At 63.7% G+C, this 17,413-nt stretch carries 16 protein-coding genes; 8 read left to right on the top strand and 8 right to left on the bottom strand.

Features of this window, described 5'->3' with window-relative positions:
- Nucleotides 1-16: 16 nt before the first annotated feature.
- On the bottom strand, nt 17-478 hold the full coding sequence (locus tag AABD04_RS04525) for a PPOX class F420-dependent oxidoreductase (protein WP_032394153.1): 462 nt from the start codon (nt 476-478) through the stop codon (nt 17-19).
- A gap of 33 nt (nt 479-511) precedes the next feature.
- Between AABD04_RS04525 and AABD04_RS04520 the strand changes: the two genes are divergently transcribed.
- On the top strand, nt 512-1,369 hold the full coding sequence (locus tag AABD04_RS04520) for a PPK2 family polyphosphate kinase (RefSeq protein WP_341440375.1): 858 nt from the start codon (nt 512-514) through the stop codon (nt 1,367-1,369).
- Between the two features lie 79 nt (nt 1,370-1,448).
- Here the strand turns inward: AABD04_RS04520 and AABD04_RS04515 are convergent, their stop codons facing one another.
- From AABD04_RS04515 to aceA, 4 genes are all read right to left on the bottom strand, one after another.
- A complete protein-coding gene (locus tag AABD04_RS04515) occupies nt 1,449-2,489 on the bottom strand; it encodes an NAD(P)-dependent alcohol dehydrogenase (protein ID WP_243596488.1) in 1,041 nt (346 codons plus the stop codon).
- A gap of 96 nt (nt 2,490-2,585) precedes the next feature.
- Complete coding sequence (locus AABD04_RS04510; RefSeq protein WP_243596489.1) at nt 2,586-2,861, bottom strand: hypothetical protein; 276 nt, start codon at nt 2,859-2,861, stop codon at nt 2,586-2,588.
- Nucleotides 2,862-2,926: 65 nt separating this feature from the next.
- Entirely contained in the window at nt 2,927-3,802 is an 876-nt protein-coding gene (locus AABD04_RS04505) for a 3-hydroxybutyryl-CoA dehydrogenase (protein WP_341440374.1), read from the bottom strand.
- A gap of 159 nt (nt 3,803-3,961) precedes the next feature.
- Nucleotides 3,962-5,251 (bottom strand): isocitrate lyase, encoded by a 1,290-nt coding sequence (aceA, locus tag AABD04_RS04500; protein ID WP_008713563.1) that lies wholly within the window; start codon nt 5,249-5,251, stop codon nt 3,962-3,964.
- Between the two features lie 801 nt (nt 5,252-6,052).
- Between aceA and AABD04_RS04495 the strand changes: the two genes are divergently transcribed.
- Nucleotides 6,053-6,763: a DUF559 domain-containing protein gene (locus AABD04_RS04495; protein ID WP_341440373.1), complete on the top strand. Its 711-nt coding sequence runs from the start codon at nt 6,053-6,055 to the stop codon at nt 6,761-6,763.
- Between the two features lie 194 nt (nt 6,764-6,957).
- Here AABD04_RS04495 and AABD04_RS04490 read toward each other — a convergent pair whose 3' ends face one another.
- Entirely contained in the window at nt 6,958-7,362 is a 405-nt protein-coding gene (locus AABD04_RS04490) for an SPW repeat domain-containing protein (RefSeq protein ID WP_341440372.1), read from the bottom strand.
- A gap of 147 nt (nt 7,363-7,509) precedes the next feature.
- On the opposite strand from AABD04_RS04490, the gene ramB reads away from it, so the two are divergent.
- Nucleotides 7,510-8,922 carry an acetate metabolism transcriptional regulator RamB gene (gene ramB / locus AABD04_RS04485; protein WP_243596492.1) on the top strand — a complete coding sequence of 471 codons (1,413 nt, stop codon included), beginning with the start codon at nt 7,510-7,512 and terminating at the stop codon, nt 8,920-8,922.
- A gap of 17 nt (nt 8,923-8,939) precedes the next feature.
- Nucleotides 8,940-9,707, top strand: a complete 768-nt coding sequence (locus AABD04_RS04480) for an LLM class flavin-dependent oxidoreductase (protein ID WP_341440371.1) — start codon at nt 8,940-8,942, stop codon at nt 9,705-9,707.
- On the opposite strand, the gene AABD04_RS04475 is transcribed toward AABD04_RS04480, so the two are convergent.
- On the bottom strand, nt 9,704-10,699 hold the full coding sequence (locus AABD04_RS04475; RefSeq protein ID WP_341440370.1) for an MBL fold metallo-hydrolase: 996 nt from the start codon (nt 10,697-10,699) through the stop codon (nt 9,704-9,706). The two genes, AABD04_RS04480 and AABD04_RS04475, sit on opposite strands and share 4 nt — an antisense overlap.
- Nucleotides 10,700-10,858: 159 nt before the next feature.
- Here AABD04_RS04475 and AABD04_RS04470 point away from each other — a divergent pair, with 159 nt between their 5' ends.
- Genes AABD04_RS04470 through AABD04_RS04455 form a run of 4 tightly spaced genes read left to right on the top strand, consistent with a single transcriptional unit; the run spans nt 10,859 to nt 16,625 of the window.
- Nucleotides 10,859-12,298, top strand: a complete 1,440-nt coding sequence (locus AABD04_RS04470; protein ID WP_341440369.1) for a gamma-aminobutyraldehyde dehydrogenase — start codon at nt 10,859-10,861, stop codon at nt 12,296-12,298.
- The gene (locus AABD04_RS04465; protein ID WP_341440368.1) at nt 12,295-14,232 is read left to right on the top strand and encodes a primary-amine oxidase; all 1,938 of its coding nucleotides are present in this window, start codon (nt 12,295-12,297) and stop codon (nt 14,230-14,232) included. The genes AABD04_RS04470 and AABD04_RS04465 overlap by 4 nt, the downstream gene beginning before the upstream one ends.
- 28 nt (nt 14,233-14,260) lie before the next feature.
- Nucleotides 14,261-15,115, top strand: a complete 855-nt coding sequence (locus tag AABD04_RS04460; protein WP_341440366.1) for a universal stress protein — start codon at nt 14,261-14,263, stop codon at nt 15,113-15,115.
- Nucleotides 15,108-16,625 (top strand): APC family permease, encoded by a 1,518-nt coding sequence (locus AABD04_RS04455; RefSeq protein WP_341440365.1) that lies wholly within the window; start codon nt 15,108-15,110, stop codon nt 16,623-16,625. The genes AABD04_RS04460 and AABD04_RS04455 overlap by 8 nt, the downstream gene beginning before the upstream one ends.
- Before the next feature lie 19 nt (nt 16,626-16,644).
- Here the strand turns inward: AABD04_RS04455 and AABD04_RS04450 are convergent, their stop codons facing one another.
- Nucleotides 16,645-17,412, bottom strand: a complete 768-nt coding sequence (locus AABD04_RS04450; protein ID WP_341440364.1) for a MerR family transcriptional regulator — start codon at nt 17,410-17,412, stop codon at nt 16,645-16,647.
- Nucleotide 17,413 lies beyond the last annotated feature (1 nt).

The following is a 17,413-nucleotide window of genomic DNA, read 5'->3' as shown; positions in this document are numbered from 1 at the left end:
CTCCCTGGCGGGCTTGTCACACCCTTCCCGGGGGAAAGCCACCCGCGGCGATCGGTCCCCAGGTGTCGATCACGATGCGTATCAACGACTTTCCCTGTTTCACCATCGCCGCGCGGTACTCGTCCCAGTCCGAGTGCTCGCCTGCGATGCTGCGGAAATACTCCACCAGCGGCTCGACGGCGTCGGGCAGATCGATGATCTCGGCCGTACCGTCGACCTGCACGTAGTCGCCGTTCCAGTCGTCACTGTGCACCAGCACCGTGACGGCGGAATTGCGGCGGATGTTGTGCACCTTCGCGCGCTCGGGGTATGTGGCGATGACGATGCGGCCTTCCGAGTCCACCCCGGCCGAAACCGGAGAGACCTGCAGACCGTCGTCGCGCTTGCGGGTGATCAGGGTGTGATGGTGCCGCGGGGAGACGAATTCGAGCAATTCCTCACGCGACACGGTTTCTGCTTTTGCAATGGTAGGGGCCATGAATCCCATGGTAGAGAAGTAGTCTTCTCGCCTATGGCCGACAAGTCGAAACTGTGGACGCTCTCGCCCGTCGATGTGCTGCGCGCCGGCGCATCTCCCCGTGTGGAGGACATCGATTTCACGGCAACTCCGGGATTCGACGGCGCGAAAGCACACGGCAACGACGTCCTCGAGCAGCGCGGTGCAGTTCTTGCGGCGCTCCAGGAAAAGCTCTATGCCCACGGGCGCGCAGGCGGCACCAAGTCGGTTCTGCTGGTGTTGCAGGGCATGGACACCGCGGGCAAGGGCGGCATGGTCAAACACGTCATCGGGATGGTCGATCCGCAGGGTGTCGAGCTCGCCTCGTTCGGGGTGCCGACCCAGAAAGAGAAGCAGCACCACTATCTGTGGCGCATCCGCAAAGCACTTCCGCGGGCCGGCCGAATCGGGGTGTTCGATCGGTCCCACTACGAGGACGTGCTCGTCGTCGCGGTCCACGATCTCGTGCCGCGGCAAGTGTGGGAGAAGCGATTCGACGAGATCAACGCCTTCGAGAAGGAATTGGTCGACGAGGACACGGTCGTCGTCAAGGTGGCCTTGTTCGTCTCGGCGGACGAGCAGAAGAAGCGGCTGCAGGAGCGGCTCGATCGACCGGACAAGTACTGGAAGTACAACCCGGGCGATGTGACCGAGCGTGGCTTTTTACCGCAGTACCGGGAGGCGTATCAGCGGGTCCTGGATCGTACGGATACCGATCACGCACCGTGGTACGTCGTTCCGTCCGACCGTAAGTGGTACAGCAGACTTGCTGTCACGGAAATTCTCATCGACGCCCTCGAGAAGCTCGATCTCGACTGGCCTGCAGCAGATTTCGACGTCGAACACGAGAAGAAGCGGCTGGCCGAGAGCTGAACCCCCTTCGAAGGCGTGAATGGTCCATTGACCCCCGTCTGGGCAGGTCAATGGACCATTCACGCGTACAAGAAGACAGTTACAGCGTGGCTGCGTCGATCACGAAGCGGTAGCGCACGTCGGACTTGACGACGCGGTCGTATGCCTCGTTGATCTTCTCGGCCGGGATGACCTCGATCTCGGCACCGATGTGGTGCTCGGCGCAGAAGTCCAGCATTTCCTGGGTCTCGGCGATGCCGCCGACCATGGAACCGGCGAACGAGCGACGGTTGGCCAGCAGATTGAATGCAGGCACCTCGAGGGGCTTCTCTGGAACACCGAGCTCGACGAGGGTGCCGTTGCGGGCCAGCAGTCCCAGGTACTTGCCCATGGGCAGATTGGCCGAGACGGTGTTGAGGATCAGGTCGAACTTGCCCTGGAGATCCTTGAGCGCGGTGGTGTCCTTGGTGGCGTAGTACTCGTCGGCACCGTAGGCCTTGCCGTCTGCCTCCTTGGCATCGGTCTGGCTCAGCACGGTGACATGCGCACCCATGGCGTGAGCGATCTTGACGCCGATGTGTCCGAGTCCGCCCATTCCGATGATGGCGACCTTCTTGTCGGGGCCCGCTCCCCAGTGCTTCAGCGGCGAGTACAGCGTGATGCCTGCGCACAGCAGCGGTGCCGCGACATCGAGCTCGATGCCCTCGGGGATGCCGAGCACGAACTTCTCCGTGACGACGATCTGGGTGGAGTATCCACCGTTGGTGAACTCACCCTCGTAGGTCTTCGAGTTGTAGGTCTGGACGACGCCCTTGGTGCAGTACTGCTCGTCGCCGTCCTTGCATGCCTCACACTCGCCACAGGAGTCGACGAAGCAGCCGACGCCGACGCGGTCGCCCACCTTGCGGCTGGTCACCTCGGAGCCGACCTCGGCAACGATGCCGGCGATCTCGTGTCCGGGAACCACGGGGTACGAGGTGCCGCCCCATTCGTTGCGGGCGGTGTGAATGTCGGAGTGGCAGATGCCCGCGAACTTCACGTCGATGAGGATGTCGTTCGGTCCGACGGCGCGCCGCTCGATCGTCGCCTTTTCGAGCGGGGCGTCCGGAGCGGTGGCCTGGTAAGCGGTAGCTGAAGTCATGACTACATTGCTACCTACGCATCTGTGTAAGCGCAACACAGCTACCGCCCCGACCAGGCTATTCCTATTTCAAACGAGTCGTTCGCAACACTAACATCAGCCGTTCTTGGCGATATTCACGCCGAGCCATCCAACATACGCCGCCAGACCGATCAGTCCGATCTTCCGAGTCTTGGGGTACGCGATGGCCGCGCCGACGGCCAGTTCAGTGGCTCCGTTGCGGCTGATCCACGTTCGAGTGTCCGTAGGGAACGGGAGCTTGGTGATTCCCTCGAAGGCCTCGGGTACCACGAAGTGGGCGGCGCCGGTGGCGGCCAACCCGATTCCGAATGCCTTGGGTACCAGACCGTTCGACTTCTTGGACTTGCTCACTGACACGCTCCCTGCGATCGAAGTGGTTGAACTGGCAAAACGACAATAGCGCTACGAGACGGTGGTTACTTTGCGACCCGGCCGTTCTCGTAGCGATAGAACCCGATTCCGGTCTTCTTACCCACTTGCCCGGCCCCGACCATCTGCAGCAGCAACGGTGGCGGCGCGAACAACGGTTCCGCGAATTCCGTGTACATGGAATCTGCAATGGCTTTCACGGTGTCGAGACCGATCAGATCGGCGAGCGCGAGCGGACCCATCGGGTGCGCCAGTCCCAACACGGTTGCTTTGTCGACATCTTCCTTGGTGGCGAATCCGGATTCGACCATGCGAATCGCGGAGAGCAGATACGGCACGAGTAGCGCGTTGACGACAAATCCCGAGCGGTCGGCCGACCGCACCACCTGCTTGCCGAGAACGTCGCCTGCGAATTGCTCGGCGCGGTCGGCGACCGTTTCGGAGGTCGCATCGGTAGTGACGAGCTCGACGAGTGGCAGCACCGGTACCGGGTTGAAGAAATGCAGTCCGACGATTCGGTTCGGAGACGTCGTAGCGGATCCGAGCGTCGTGATGGGAATGGAGGAGGTGTTCGAGGCGAGTACGGCGCCGGGGTCGGTCACGACCGCGTCGAGCTCGGTGAAGATATCCGTCTTGATCTTCTCGTCCTCGAGCACTGCTTCGACGACGAGTTGGCGATCGGCGAAGTCGGCCAGATCGAAGGTGAAGCGGAGCCTGCATGCCGCGTTCTCTCGTTCGCGTTCGGTGATCTTGCCGCTGCTGACGCCGCGGTCCAGTGATCGGAGGATGCGATTGCGGCCGGCCGCGGTCAGTTCGCGGGTCTGCTCGTAGACCAACACATCGACGTGTGCGCGGGCGCAGACCTCCGCGATTCCCGCGCCCATCTGTCCCGCTCCGACGATCCCCACCCTCTCGACCGTCATACAGCACTCCTGTTCATTTGCATTGCGGCACAACAGCATAAGGCGAGATGAGGGTAACTCTGCTGGGGTACCAGCAAACGTGCCCAGATACGAGTCAGGCGGCCCGCAACGAAACGCTGGGGCCGCCTGACTAGTGCGCTAGAGGTCCGGGGAGGCGGCCTAGTGGAACTGGCCTTCTTCGGTGGAGCCCTTCAGTGCAGCCGTCGAGGTGTTGGGGTCGACGGTGGTGGCGATGCGGTCGAAGTAGCCTGCGCCGACCTCACGCTGGTGCTTGATGGCGGTGAAGCCGCGCTCTTCGGCAGCCTTGAACTCGCGCTCCTGCAGGTCGACGAACGCGGTCATGCCTTCGCGGGCGTAGCCGTGTGCCAGGTCGAACATGCCGTAGTTGAGCGAGTGGAAGCCTGCGAGGGTGATGAACTGGAACTTGAAGCCCATGGCTCCGAGCTCCTTCTGGAACTTGGCGATGGTCGCGTCGTCCAGGTGCGCCTTCCAGTTGAACGAAGGCGAGCAGTTGTAGGCGAGCAGCTGGTCCGGGAACTCGCTGCGAACCGACTCGGAGAACTTCTTGGCGACCTCGAGATCCGGCACGCCGGTCTCCATCCAGATGAGGTCGGCGTACGGGGCGTAGGCCTTGGCGCGAGCGATGCAGGGCTCGATGCCGTTCTTGACGCCGAAGAAGCCTTCTGCGGTGCGGGTTCCGTCCAGGAACTCACGGTCGCGCTCGTCGACGTCGGAGGTGATCAGCGTGGCTGCCTCGGCGTCGGTACGGGCGATGATGACCGACGGGACGTCGGCGACGTCGGACGCGAGGCGTGCCGAGGTCAGGGTGCGGATGTGCTGCTGGGTCGGGATGAGAACCTTGCCGCCGAGGTGGCCGCACTTCTTCTCCGATGCGAGCTGATCCTCCCAGTGCACGCCTGCGGCGCCGGCCACGATCATGGCCTTCTGCAGCTCGTAGGCGTTCAGTGCGCCACCGAAGCCGGCTTCGGCGTCGGCGACGATCGGTGCAACCCAGTTCTTGACGGACGTGTCGCCCTCGATCTTGGCGATCTCGTCGGCGCGCAGGAGTGCGTTGTTGATGCGACGGACCACCGACGGCACCGAGTTGGCCGGGTAGAGGCTCTGGTCCGGGTACGTGTGGCCCGAGAGGTTCGCGTCGCCTGCGACCTGCCAGCCGGAGAGGTAGATCGCCTGGAGGCCGGCGCGAATCTGCTGCACGGCCTGGTTGCCGGTGAGGGCACCGAGCGAGTTGATGTAGTCCTCGTTGTTCACGAGGTCCCAGAGGACCTCGCTGCCGCGGCGAGCGAGTGTCGCTTCTTCGACGACGGTGCCCTGGAGGTCGGAGACCTGCTGCGCGGTGAAGTTACGGGTGACGCCCTTCCAGCGCGGGTTGGTGTCCCAATCCTGCTGAATCTCGGCGGTGGTCTTCGGGGTGCCGGTGGTCGACATCTTCAGCTCCAGTCTCTTCTGCTTCTCGGCCTGCCTCGAGACGAATCTTCACATCGTTGCCAGGCCCTTCTGGTGTACTCCAAAACAATGGCACAACGGAAAACAGGCGTCTACCAGTTGTTAGTGCCAATCTTGGCTAGCTTTCCCTGCACCCTTGCTAACTTTGCAAATTTTCGGCCGCGACAAACCTCTCCGATCGGACGGCGCGGTTACTCGTCAGTAGCGATGAATCCCCAGTTGATGAACGCAATGAACAAAAACTCATACAGGACGCTTGTACGGTTTGAACGGCACGTCTGAATCGAGTCAGAACTCGGGTTCGACGTGACGGACATCACACTACCTTTATCCCAGAATGTGAACACTCACGGGTTGCGCCACTCGACGCCACTTCCGCGGGGATCCCCGGCTCGACGCCTCGGAATGGAGCGCAACGTGCACTCATCCACAGACACGCAGGTATCCACAGGGCATTCCATTCCCCCAGGTCGGCCCACCGACGCCACCCCAGCGCTCCCCGACACTGCACCCATGACACCCGACGCAGGCTCCACTCCCAGACCCACAGGTCATTCCGCAGGCTCCACTCCCAGACCCACAGGTCATTCCGCAGGCTCCACTCCCAGACCCACAGGTCATTCCGCAGGCTCCACTCCCAGACCCACAGGTCATTCCGCATGCTCCAATCCCGGCCCCGCCACCCTCCAGCAGCTCCTGGCCTCCGGATTCCACCCCAGCACCGTCTCGCGTCACTTCACCCGTGTTCTGCCGACGGTCCACATACGCGGGGAACCGTCGACGATGGATCGGTGTCGGGCCGTTTCGCTGTGGCGACCGGACGCCGTGCTCAGTCACCGGTCGGCCGCCTACTTACGGGGCTGGACGACCGAACCGACAACCCTCGACGCCACGGTCCCTAGCTCGGCGAGATTGCGGCCACCGCCATGGCTTCGGCTACACCGTCGGACACTCGATTCCAGGCTCGTCGACGAGGTCGAGACCCTGCCGTGCACCACGCCCGCACAGACGATTCTCGATTGCCTGGCGGTACTCCCCCGCGACGAGGCCGAGTTGCTGATCGACGAACGCCTGAAGTTCGGACTCGACCCCGCGTCGTTGCTCCGCCTGCTCGAACGATTCCCGGGTCGACGCGGCAACGCAGAGTTGGCTCGCCAAGTTCGGCTGGCAGTGACCAGGTTCGCCTCGGAACCGGAGCGGTCACTGGGACGCGCGCTGCACCGGATCGGGCTGTACCTGGAGATGAATGCGGCAGTCGGTCCGTACATCTGCGACCTCGTCGACCGTCGCAGCCGAACGATCATCGAAGTGGACGGACGCGAATTCCACAGTGCAGCCGGGGTATTCAGCAAGGATCGGCGCAGGCAGAACGCGCTGGTGCTCGATCGCTGGCTGGTGCTGCGCTACTCGGCATTCGACGTACTGGCCGCACCGGACGTCATCGCCGGAGAGATTGCGTCGGTGATCCGACGACGTCGGGAATCGAGGCGATGACTGCACACGGTGCTCCACTCCCGTGCTCGTAAGCGGGATCCAGCAGTTCTGCCGCGTCGAGTGGAGCACCTGTTGCACCAGGCCGGTCGCAGTAGCCGACTCGGCGATGACTGCACACAATGCTCCACTCCCGTGCCCGCGCACGAGGTTCATCGCACGCGCCCATGGGAGTGGAGCACCAGTTGCAGGAAATCTCAGATACGAACGCCGCTGCGCTCGTCACTGGCCGCAACCATCTGAGAAGTGACCGGTGCCCGGCGCGAGGCCAGCACCCCGAGCGCGCCCATGGCGGCGATCACGAGTCCGCCGATGATGGCGAACAGGTCCGCGGCAAGCAGGCCGGACGGGAACACCATCAGTGCGGGCGAGACCGCGAGCAACAGACCGAGACCCACGTGGGTCCAGTGGCTCTGCCTGGACGCGGATCCGATGGCCCAGAGCGCAGACGACGCAGCGAGGATGCCGAGCACCAGGATGGCTCCGGTGACCTCCTGGTCTCCCTGGACGGGAAGCCAGACGGTGGAAGCGACGAGCACGGCTCCCGTGACGAAGACGACGACGTCCCTGACGATTTCGGATGTGCGTTGACGGTTGGACATGACCGCTCCTCGTGGTGCGTGGTGAATAGCTCGTATACCGGTATACGCCTTTACCTCGGCTAATGTTCCCGAACAGCACCGCATTGTGATCCAGCAGCTATCTGCCAACTGTGTTAAGCCAATTCTTCGCAGGCGTAGCCTGACACTGTGTCCAAGACTTTCGTCGGCGTGCGGCTTCGGCAGTTACGCAGCGAACGCAGCATGAGTCAGGTGTCGCTGGCGCAGAAGCTGGGCATCTCGGCCAGCTATCTCAACCAGATCGAGCACGACGTGCGCCCGTTGACAGTTCCGGTGCTGCTGCGCATCTCGGAGGTTTTCGGCGTAGACACCTCGTTCTTCTCCTCGGAGGACGACACCAGGCTGGTCGCCGAGATGCGCGAGGTCGCCCTCGATCAGGACATGGGTATCGACGCCGATGCGCACGAAATTGCGCAGATGGTCAGTTCGCACCCGCAGTTGGCGCGAGCGATGGTCAACATGCACCGCCGATACCGCAATACGACAGCTCAGCTTCTGGCCGCAACCGAGGACCGCTTCTCCGACGGCAGTGGCAGTGGTTCGATCAGCAAGCCACACGAAGAAGTGCGCGACTACTTCTATCAGCGACAGAATTATCTGCACGATCTGGATACCGCGGCGGAGGCACTGACCTCGAGAATCCGATTCCATCGCGCCGACCTGGGCGGCGAGATCGCCAAGCGGCTGCGGACGGTGCACGACGTCCAGATCGTCAACCGGATCGACCTCGGCGAGAACGTGTTGCACCGTTTCGACCCGCAGTCGCGAGTGTTGGAGATTTCACCACATCTGTCCGGTGGGCAGAAGGTATTCCGGTACGCGGCCGAACTGGCCTACCTCGAATGCGGAGATCTACTGAACAAGATGGCCGACGAGGGAAACTTCACGAGCGAGTCGTCGAAGAAGTTGGCGGTGCTCGGATTCGCGAACTACTTCGCTGCCGCGACGGTCTTGCCGTATCACCATTTCCACGATGTTGCCGAGGATTTTCGCTACGACATAGAGCGACTTTCGGCCTTCTTCTCGGTCAGTTACGAGACGGTCTGCCATCGGCTCTCCACCCTGCAGAGACCCGAGCTGCGGGGCGTCCCGTTCTCGTTCGTCCGAGTCGACCGCGCAGGGAATATGTCGAAGAGGCAGTCTGCCACCGGCTTTCACTTCTCGTCGAGCGGCGGCACCTGCCCTCTGTGGAATGTGTACGAGACTTTCGCCTATCCCGGCAAGATCATGACGCAGATCGCCGAGATGCCCGACGGCCGCAACTACCTGTGGATCGCACGCACAGTGGAGCGTCGGGCCGCGCGTTACGGACAGCCCGGCAAGACCTTCGCCATCGGCCTCGGTTGCGAACTCCGCCACGCCGGACGTCTGGTGTATGCCGACGGACTGGACGTACAGGGCTCGGTCGCTGCGACGCCGATCGGAGCCGGCTGCCGGGTCTGCGAACGCTCGAACTGCCCGCAACGTGCCTTTCCGCCGCTGGGGAAGGACCTCGACATAGACGAGCACCGAAGTTCGGTGTCCCCGTACCTCGTCCGCTGAGAAGAAGGAGATCTGCAATGACACGAATCGGCGTCGTACTTCGACCCGAGGTTCCGCCGGAGGCAATAGTCGAAGCAGCACGTGCGGCCGACCGCGCGGGCGTCGACGAGGTGTGGTTATGGGAAGACTGCTTTTTCTCCGGTGGAATGTCCACTGCTGCACTGGTTCTCGCGAGCACCGATCGCGTGAACGTCGGCGTCGGGGTGTTGCCCACTCCGATGCGGAACGTGGCAGCCACAGCCATGGAGATCGCAGCAGCGGCCCGAGTTCATCCGGGACGGCTGCGCGTCGGACTCGGACACGGGGTGCAGTCGTGGATGGGCCAGATCGGCGCGCGAGTGCAATCGCCTCTGACATTGCTCGACGAACAGATGGCGGCGCTCACCGCGCTGTTGGCAGGCGAGAGCGTCACCGTACAGGGCCGGTATGTTTCGCTCGACAATGTGCAGCTGAATTGGCCTCCAACGCAGGCCTTTCCGCTGCTCGTCGGCGCGACCGGACCGAAAACTCTGGCCCTCAGCGGCCGCACGAGCGCGGGCACCATTCTCACGAGCGAGACGTCACCGGATCAGGTGCGAACGGCAATCGAACAGATCGACGGTGGGCCGGGACACGAGATCGTCGTCTACGTGGCCGTAGCGTCCGATTCCGATGCCGACCCCGGCAACCTGCAACGCTGGATCGATGCCGGTGCTACCACCGTCGTGCTCGAACCCGCCGCAGACCGACTCGATCTGTCCACTCTGTTCGCACAGGCGGCGGCGTCGACACAGCGGTTCGCCTAGCGCTCTCGCAGGAAGCGTCCTGCGTCCGCGAACGCCCGTGCTCGACGCGTCAGCGTGGGTGGCGCAGCGGGCTCCCCTCGCCACAGGCGGTAGAGCGTGCTCATGCTCAGGATCAGTCGTTCCGGTGAGTCCCAGTGTGCATACCGACCGAATTCGGGTGACTTCAGCAGATTGAGGGCGGCCTCGGTGGAGTCGAGTCCGGCGTCGAAGCACGTGCGTCCGGCCTCGGACACCCAGGTCCAGTAATTGCGGACTGCGCGGATCTCGTCGGTGCCGCACAGGGGTCCGTGGCCCGGGACGTAGACGGCGGCGTCGAGTTCGAGAAGGTGGTCGAGGGCGTCGATCCAGTTCTGCAACGGGCCGTGCCAGAGCACCGGGGTGGCGTCGATGAACAGCAGGTCGCCGGCGAACACCACTCCGACATCGGGGAGGTGGGCGATGAGATCGCCCTCGGTGTGCGCCGGGCCCAGGTAGCGCAAGTGCACGGATCGCCCCGCTACGTCGATGGTGTCGGTGGTCTCGAAGGTGTGATCCGGCAATCGCGGCAGCGTCGCGGGGAAGGTGGCGTCGCCGCGGACTCGATTCATGTAGGAGCCCATTGCACCGATCGGTCCCGGTACCCATCCGACCTTCTCACCGAAGGAGGCGAACGCGTTCACACCTTTCGGTGGTGTCTCCTCTTTCATGGCGTGCAGTGACGCAGCGCTGGTAGTGATACGAGCGGTGGCGGGGACAGTGTCGTTTCCCCACCAGTGATCGCCGTCCGAGTGAGTGTTGAGCACCTCGGTGATCGGCGCGTCGGCAACCAGTTCGGCGGTGTCGGCAACGACCCGCTGCGCCCAGTTCACATCCCACACGGTGTCGATCAACATCGACGCGGAACCCGGTGCCACGATCAATCCGGTGTTGGTCTGTCCCCAACTTCCGGGCGGCCGCATGAAAGCCCAGGTGTCGTCGGCGATCTGTCTGTACCCCACCTCTGTGTCTCCCACCGCCACAGGCTAGCCGGTGAGCAGCTGGTTCGCGTCCGAGATAGACCGACATTTCGTCCTGATCGAGACCCAGACATTGGACGACTTGTCGGGTGGCGAAGTCTCGTCGGTAGGTGCAGGCTTTGCAGAACCGAAACTGTCGACGCTAGGGGTTCAGAGATGACGGTGCCTGTCCTGCAGAACTACATCGACGGGGCGTTCGTGACGCCCTCGGGCACCGAGATGCTCGATGTGGTGAATCCGGTGGACGAGTCGATTGTCGCCCACTCCCCCATCTCCGACGCCGCCGATGTCGAGGCCGCAATGTCGGCCGCTGCCAGCGCATTCGAGACCTGGGGCAAGACGACGCCGAGTGAGCGGCAGAAGGTTCTGCTGAAGCTGGCCGACGCCATCGAGGCGCACAGCGACGAGATCGTCGAGGCGCAGAGCCGCAACACCGGTCAGCCCAAGGCCACCATCGCCGCCGAGGAAGTGACGGTCGGTGCGGATCAGATCCGATTCTTCGCAGGCGCGGCGCGGATGCTCGAGGGCAAGTCCGCCGGCGAATACATGGACGGCTTCACGTCCTATGTTCGACGCGAACCGATCGGTGTCGTCGGTCAGGTGACCCCGTGGAACTACCCGTTCATGATGGCGATCTGGAAGATCGGTCCCGCGCTGGCCGCCGGAAACACCGTCGTGCTCAAGCCAAGTGACACCACGCCCGAGAGCACGCTGGTGTTGGCGAAGCTGTCGAAGGGCATCGTTCCGGACGGCGTGCTCAACGTCGTCCTCGGCAACGGCGGCACCGGTGCCGCGATCGTCGAGCACAAGACTCCAGGCCTGGTGTCGATCACCGGATCCGTCCGCGCCGGCATCGCAGTGGCCGTGGCCGCCGCCAAGCAGCTCAAGCGGGCGCATCTCGAACTCGGCGGCAAGGCACCGGCAATCGTGTTCGACGACGTCGACATCAGCAAGGCCGCCGACGGCATCGCCGAGGCCGCATTCTTCAACGCCGGCCAGGACTGCACCGCCGTCACCCGCGTCCTGGTACACGAGTCGGTACACGACACCCTCGTCGATGCTCTTGTGGCCAAGGCGAAGACACTGAAGGTCGGCCTACCTGACGACCCCGATACCTTCCTCGGCCCACTGAACAACGCCAACCACTTCGGCCAGGTGAGCTCCAAGGTCGACGGTATCGGCGCGCATGCCGCCATCGTGACCGGCGGTAAGCGCATCGGAGACAAGGGCTTCTTCTTCGAGCCCACCATCATCACCGGCGTGCAGCAGTCCGACCCCATCGTGCAGGAGGAGACGTTCGGCCCGGTGCTCACGGTGCAGAAGTTCACCGACGAGGCCGAGGCGATCGCCCTGGCCAACGACGTCGACTTCGGTCTCGCGTCGAGCGTCTGGACCTCCGATCACGCACGCACACTTCGCATTTCGGCAGCCTTGGACTTCGGTGCCGTCTGGGTCAACTGCCACATCCCGTTGGTGGCGGAGATGCCGCACGGTGGATTCAAATACTCCGGTTACGGCAAGGACCTCTCGGCGTACGGCGTCGAGGACTACACCCGCATCAAGCATGTGATGAGCTCGACGGAGTCCATCTCGTGACCTCTCATCCCCTTGACCCGCTGTCGAGCGACGAATTCTCCACCGTCGCCGAGGTTCTGGGTCGTGAACACGGCGTCGGCGACGGGTGGCGATTCGCGTCGATCGAGATGATCGAACCGCCCAAGTCCGAGGTAGCCGCATTCGATGCGGACGGTACGGCGCCTGCGCGTCGAGCAGTATCGGTGGTGTTGAATCGCGCCGAGAACACCACGTTCAAAGCCGTGGTGTCGCTGGACAGCAGAAGCACCGAATCGTGGACGCACATCCCCGATGTGCAGCCCAACTTCACCGTCGACGAGTGGGAGGAGGCCGACGCAGCCCTGCGCGCCCACCCCGATGTCATTGCTGCCCTTGCCGATCGCGGCATCACCGATCTGGATCTGGTGTTCATGGACACCTGGACGTACGGCGAGGCGGTGACGCCCGAGAAGTACAAGGGTCGACGCCTCGGCTGGTCGGATACCTGGGTCAAGGCCGCGGAGGGTGCCAATCCCTATGCCGGGCCGGTCGGCGGTTTCCACTGCGTCATCGACGTGAACACGATGGAACTGCTCGAGATCGAGGACACGTACCGCGTCGAGCGGCCGGAGATCATGGGCGAGTACGTGCCCCGACACATTCCGGAACGCATCCGCAACGCCAGTAGCCGGCCGCCGCTGAAGCCGCTCGAGATCACCCAGCCGGACGGCCCGTCGTTCGAGCTGGACGGCAACAAGCTCACATGGCAGAACTGGTCGCTCCGCGTGGGGTTCAACTACCGCGAGGGCATGACGCTGCACGCCGTCAGCTACAACGACAACGGGAACGTCCGGTCCGTCGCCAATCGAATGTCGTTCGCGGAGATGATCGTTCCGTATCGCGATCACACCGAGGACCACTACCGGCGCACCGCGTTCGATATCGGCGAGTGGGGTCTCGGTTTCATGACCACCTCGCTCGAGCTCGGCTGCGACTGCCTGGGCGAGATCCGCTACCTCGACGCGGTGCTGCACAACAGCAAGGGTGAGCCGTACACGATCACCAACGCCATCTGCATCCACGAGGAAGACAATGCCGTGCTGTGGAAGCACGTCGATCACGACGCCGGGGCCGAGGTACGTCGGATGCGTCGCCTCACGGTCAGCTTCCACGCCACCGTCGCCAACTACGAGTACCTCGTCTACTGGCGCTTCTACCAGGACGGCAACATCGAGTGCGAGGTGCGCGCGACGGGGATCATGGTCGTCACCCACTTCGCTCCCGGGCAATCTCACCCATCCGGAACGCTGGTCGACAACCGAACCTACGCGCCGTACCACCAGCACTTCCTGGTCGCCCGCCTCGATCTGGACATCGACGGCACCGATAACACCGTGTATGCCAGTGAGACACAACGGGTTCCGATGGGCCCGGACAATCCTTACGGCCTCGCCCTCACTCAGGTCAACACTCCCCTGACCACCGAGTCCCAAGGCAGGCAGGATTACGACTGGAACACGCAGAAGGCGTGGAAGGTCGTCAACGACAACGTCACCAACGGCCTCGGCACCCGGCCCGCTTACAAGCTGGTTCCGGGAGCGGCGATCCCATCGATGTTCGATCCCGCGTCGCCGATCTTCCAGCGTTCCCAGGTGATCGGCCACACCGTCTGGGTCACCCCCAACTCACCCGACGAACGTTGGCCCAGCGGCGAATTCGTCAACCAGAGTGGCGTCGACCATGGGCTGCCGGAGTGGACCGAGGCGGATCGAAGCATCGAGAACACCGATGTCGTCGTCTGGTACACGTTCGGAATCCATCACATCACCCGGCCGGAGGATTGGCCGGTGATGCCCGCAGATACGGTCTCGTTCTGGCTGAAGCCGTTCGGCTTCTTCGATCGCAACCCGTCACTGGACGTTGCCCCGTCCGCGTCGAAGCATTGCCACACCGATCCCGGTAGCACCTGTCATTAGCTCGACCGACTTCAGGGAAGGTCCGAAAATGCGTCTGATCGTGGGGTACCAGGCAACACCGAGTGGCGCGGACGGAATCGCCTTGGGCGCAACCCTTGCCCGCTCTCTGCAAGCATCGCTGGACATCGCTCTGGTGCTGCCGCAGGAGCGTCCGGTGCCGTCCAAAGCGCCCGTCGAGGCGGGGTACGACGACATCTTGATCGACCAGGCCACCGAGTGGCTGGCCGAGGCACTGAAGATGGTGCCCGAGGACGTGGAGGCGCGTACGCACCTGCTGTTCGACGAGTCGTTCGCACAGGGACTGCTCGACTGTGTCGACGAATGCCAGGCGTACATGATCGTCGTCGGTGCGGCCGGTGACGGTCTGCTCGGACGCCACTCGATCGGCACCGTCACCAGCGATCTGCTGCACGTGGCGCACGTGCCGCTCGCGCTGGCTCCGCGGGGGTATCGGCATTCTCCGCCGCAGCGCATCAGGGAGATCACCTGCGCCATCGGAAACAGGCCGGGGGCAGCAGAACTCGTCGACGCGGCCACGGACCTGTCCGTCACCGCCGAGTTGCCGCTTCGCCTACTCTCCCTCGTGTCCGCAGACCCGCGATCGGCGCGGGGACCGGGAGGTCTCGCCGAGGCCGAGGAGGTGCTGCGCACCGTACAAGCGGGACTACCCGAGGGATCGGACGTGCAGTTGAGGGTGGCGGAGGGCTCCGGCATCGAGAAGGCCGTGTCATCGCTCGACTGGCACGACGGCGACGTGTTGATGGTGGGCTCGTCTCGGCTCGCCCAGCCGCATCGCCTGTTCCTGGGATCGGTTGCCGCCAAGATGCTTCGAGTCGTTCCCGTTCCGATGATCGTTGTTCCGAGAGAGGCCGGCGATGAATGAGCACAAGGTAGTGGACGTCGAGTCCAAGGGACTGTCCGCCGGCCAGCTCGGGTTGTTGGCGAGTGTGGTCCTGGGTATCTCGACCATCGCACCCGCGTACGCGCTCACCGCCTCGCTCGGGCCGACGGTGACCGAGGTCGGGGTACATCTGCCCGCGATCTTCATCGTCGGCTTCATCCCGATGTTGTTGGTGGCGTTGGGCTATCGAGAGCTCAATGCGGCCGAGCCCGACAGCGGTACGTCGTTCACGTGGGCGTCGAAGGCCTTCGGCCCGTACGTCGGCTGGATGGGCGGGTGGGGCCTGATCGCGGCGACCATCATCGTGCTCTCGAACCTGGCCGGAGTGGCCGTCGACTTCTTCTATCTCTTTCTCGCCCAGGTCACCAGCAACGACTCCTTGGCCGACCTGACCGGCAACAAGCTCGTCAATATCGTCACGTGTCTGGTGTTCATGGGGTTGGCGGCGTGGCTCTGCTACCGCGGGATGCAGGAGACCAAGCGTGTCCAGTACACGATGCTCGGCTTCCAACTGCTGGTGATGGCGTGGTTCATCGTGGCCGCGTTCGTCAAGGTGGGCTCGGGCGAGGGGGCCCAGGACATCTCGTTCGGCCTGGACTGGTTCGACCCGTTCGGCATCCCGAGCTTCTCGGCGTTCACGGCGGGCCTGTCGCTGTCGATCTTCATGTACTGGGGTTGGGACGTCTGTCTGACGGTCAACGAGGAAACCTCGGGCAGCGCGAAGATTCCCGGCCGCGCAGCGCTGGTCACGGTGTTCTTCATCATCGTTCTGTACTTGCTCACCGCCGTGGCAACCCTGCTCTTCGCCGGCACCGGCGACACCGGAAACGGACTGCAGAACCCCGACACCACCGACAACGTGTTCGCCGCCCTCGCCGGGCCGGTGATGGGTCCGTTCGCGATCCTGCTGTCACTGGCCGTGTTGAGCAGCTCCGCCAGTTCGCTGCAGGCCACGTTCATCTCGCCGGCCCGCACGTTGCTCGCGATGGGCCACTACCAGGCCCTACCGAAGCGGTTCGCCTCCATCACACCGCGATTCAGCACTCCGGGCTTCGCGACGCTCGTCGCAGGCGGGGCATCGGCCGGCTTCTACGCCGTGATGCGAGTGGTGAGCGACAACGTTCTCACCGACACCATCGCCGCGCTCGGCCTGATGATCTGCTTCTACTACGGCATCACGGCGTTCGCCTGTGTCTGGTATTTCCGTGAAGAGTTGTTCACCAGCACCCGCAACTTCTTCTTCAAATTCCTCGCCCCGCTCCTCGGTGGCGTCGGCATGGCCGTGGTGTTCGTGCAGACCTCGGTCGACGCCTGGGACCCCGAATTCGGTAGCGGCTCATCACTGTTCGGTATCGGCATGGTGTTCCTCATCGGCGTCGGCATCATCGTTCTCGGCATGGTCGTCATGGCGGTGGTGGCACTGCGCAAGCCGGAATTCTTCAAGGGCAACATTCTCCGCCGCGACACTCCGTCCCTGATCGTCGAGGATTGACGATCGCCGACGGCCGTCGTCAGGGTCGGGAGTGTTCGATTCCGCGCTCCTGCAGACCGTGCATGATCAGCTCGCTGATGCGCACCCAGGCGGGCCGGTCGGCCCACTGCGCCTCGAGCAGTGCATTGGCCTGGGGATCGTCGAGGCCGCGCTCGAACGACCACTCGAGGGAGTCACTGTCCCAGGCGTTCACCATCCATTCGACCGTGTCGTCCGCGAGTTGCTGGATCCGTGGGTCATCGGGTTCGAGCTCGGCAGCTCGAAACGAGCGCACCATCAGTGCCAGATACCCCGGGTCCCTGAGCATGACGGCACCGAACTCCTCCAGCCAGGGATCGAGCCGGGGCCGGTAGACGGCATACGTCAGCACCCAGGCATCGCGATAGTGATCGACCACTGCGGAGTCTATGCCCGCTTCGCGAAGATGCGTGATCAGGCCGACGATCACATCGGGAAGGACAAGCGCGTCGCCGGCACGCAGCAACCTGAGTCTGTCGCGATCCTTCTCCAGCCGTTCGATCCTGGTGCTCAGCTCGGCGTCGATCTCGCCCAAAGCGAGGTCGAGTGATTCCTGCGAGGCGTCGAGCAGATCGTGGACACGCGCCAGTGGCACCCCGGCCGAGGCAAGAGCAACGACGCGGGAGAGCCTCAGCACGGCTTCCCCGTCGTACAAACGGTAACCGGAGGTGTCGCGCTTCGGCTCGTCCAACAGCCCCTGCTGGTGGTAGAACCGCACGGTTCGGGTCGTCACTCCCACATAGGATGCCAGCTCACCGATACGCAGCATG

Origin of the sequence: Rhodococcoides navarretei (assembly GCF_038069675.1) — a bacterium.
Classification (GTDB): domain Bacteria; phylum Actinomycetota; class Actinomycetes; order Mycobacteriales; family Mycobacteriaceae; genus Rhodococcoides; species Rhodococcoides navarretei.
This window is presented reverse-complemented; position numbering and strand designations above follow the sequence as displayed.

Bases quoted from the DNA above. Each gene is read 5' to 3' on its own strand.
- AABD04_RS04525 (WP_032394153.1), bottom strand. From the start codon at position 478: ATGGCCCCTACCATTGCAAAAGCAGAAACCGTGTCGCGTGAGGAATTG.
- AABD04_RS04520 (WP_341440375.1), top strand. From the start codon at position 512: ATGGCCGACAAGTCGAAACTGTGGACGCTCTCGCCCGTCGATGTGCTG.
- AABD04_RS04515 (WP_243596488.1), bottom strand. From the start codon at position 2,489: ATGACTTCAGCTACCGCTTACCAGGCCACCGCTCCGGACGCCCCGCTC.
- AABD04_RS04505 (WP_341440374.1), bottom strand. From the start codon at position 3,802: ATGACGGTCGAGAGGGTGGGGATCGTCGGAGCGGGACAGATGGGCGCG.
- aceA (WP_008713563.1), bottom strand. From the start codon at position 5,251: ATGTCGACCACCGGCACCCCGAAGACCACCGCCGAGATTCAGCAGGAT.
- AABD04_RS04495 (WP_341440373.1), top strand. From the start codon at position 6,053: ATGGATCGGTGTCGGGCCGTTTCGCTGTGGCGACCGGACGCCGTGCTC.
- AABD04_RS04490 (WP_341440372.1), bottom strand. From the start codon at position 7,362: ATGTCCAACCGTCAACGCACATCCGAAATCGTCAGGGACGTCGTCGTC.
- AABD04_RS04480 (WP_341440371.1), top strand. From the start codon at position 8,940: ATGACACGAATCGGCGTCGTACTTCGACCCGAGGTTCCGCCGGAGGCA.
- AABD04_RS04470 (WP_341440369.1), top strand. From the start codon at position 10,859: ATGACGGTGCCTGTCCTGCAGAACTACATCGACGGGGCGTTCGTGACG.
- AABD04_RS04460 (WP_341440366.1), top strand. From the start codon at position 14,261: ATGCGTCTGATCGTGGGGTACCAGGCAACACCGAGTGGCGCGGACGGA.
- AABD04_RS04455 (WP_341440365.1), top strand. From the start codon at position 15,108: ATGAATGAGCACAAGGTAGTGGACGTCGAGTCCAAGGGACTGTCCGCC.
- AABD04_RS04450 (WP_341440364.1), bottom strand. From the start codon at position 17,412: ATGCTGCGTATCGGTGAGCTGGCATCCTATGTGGGAGTGACGACCCGA.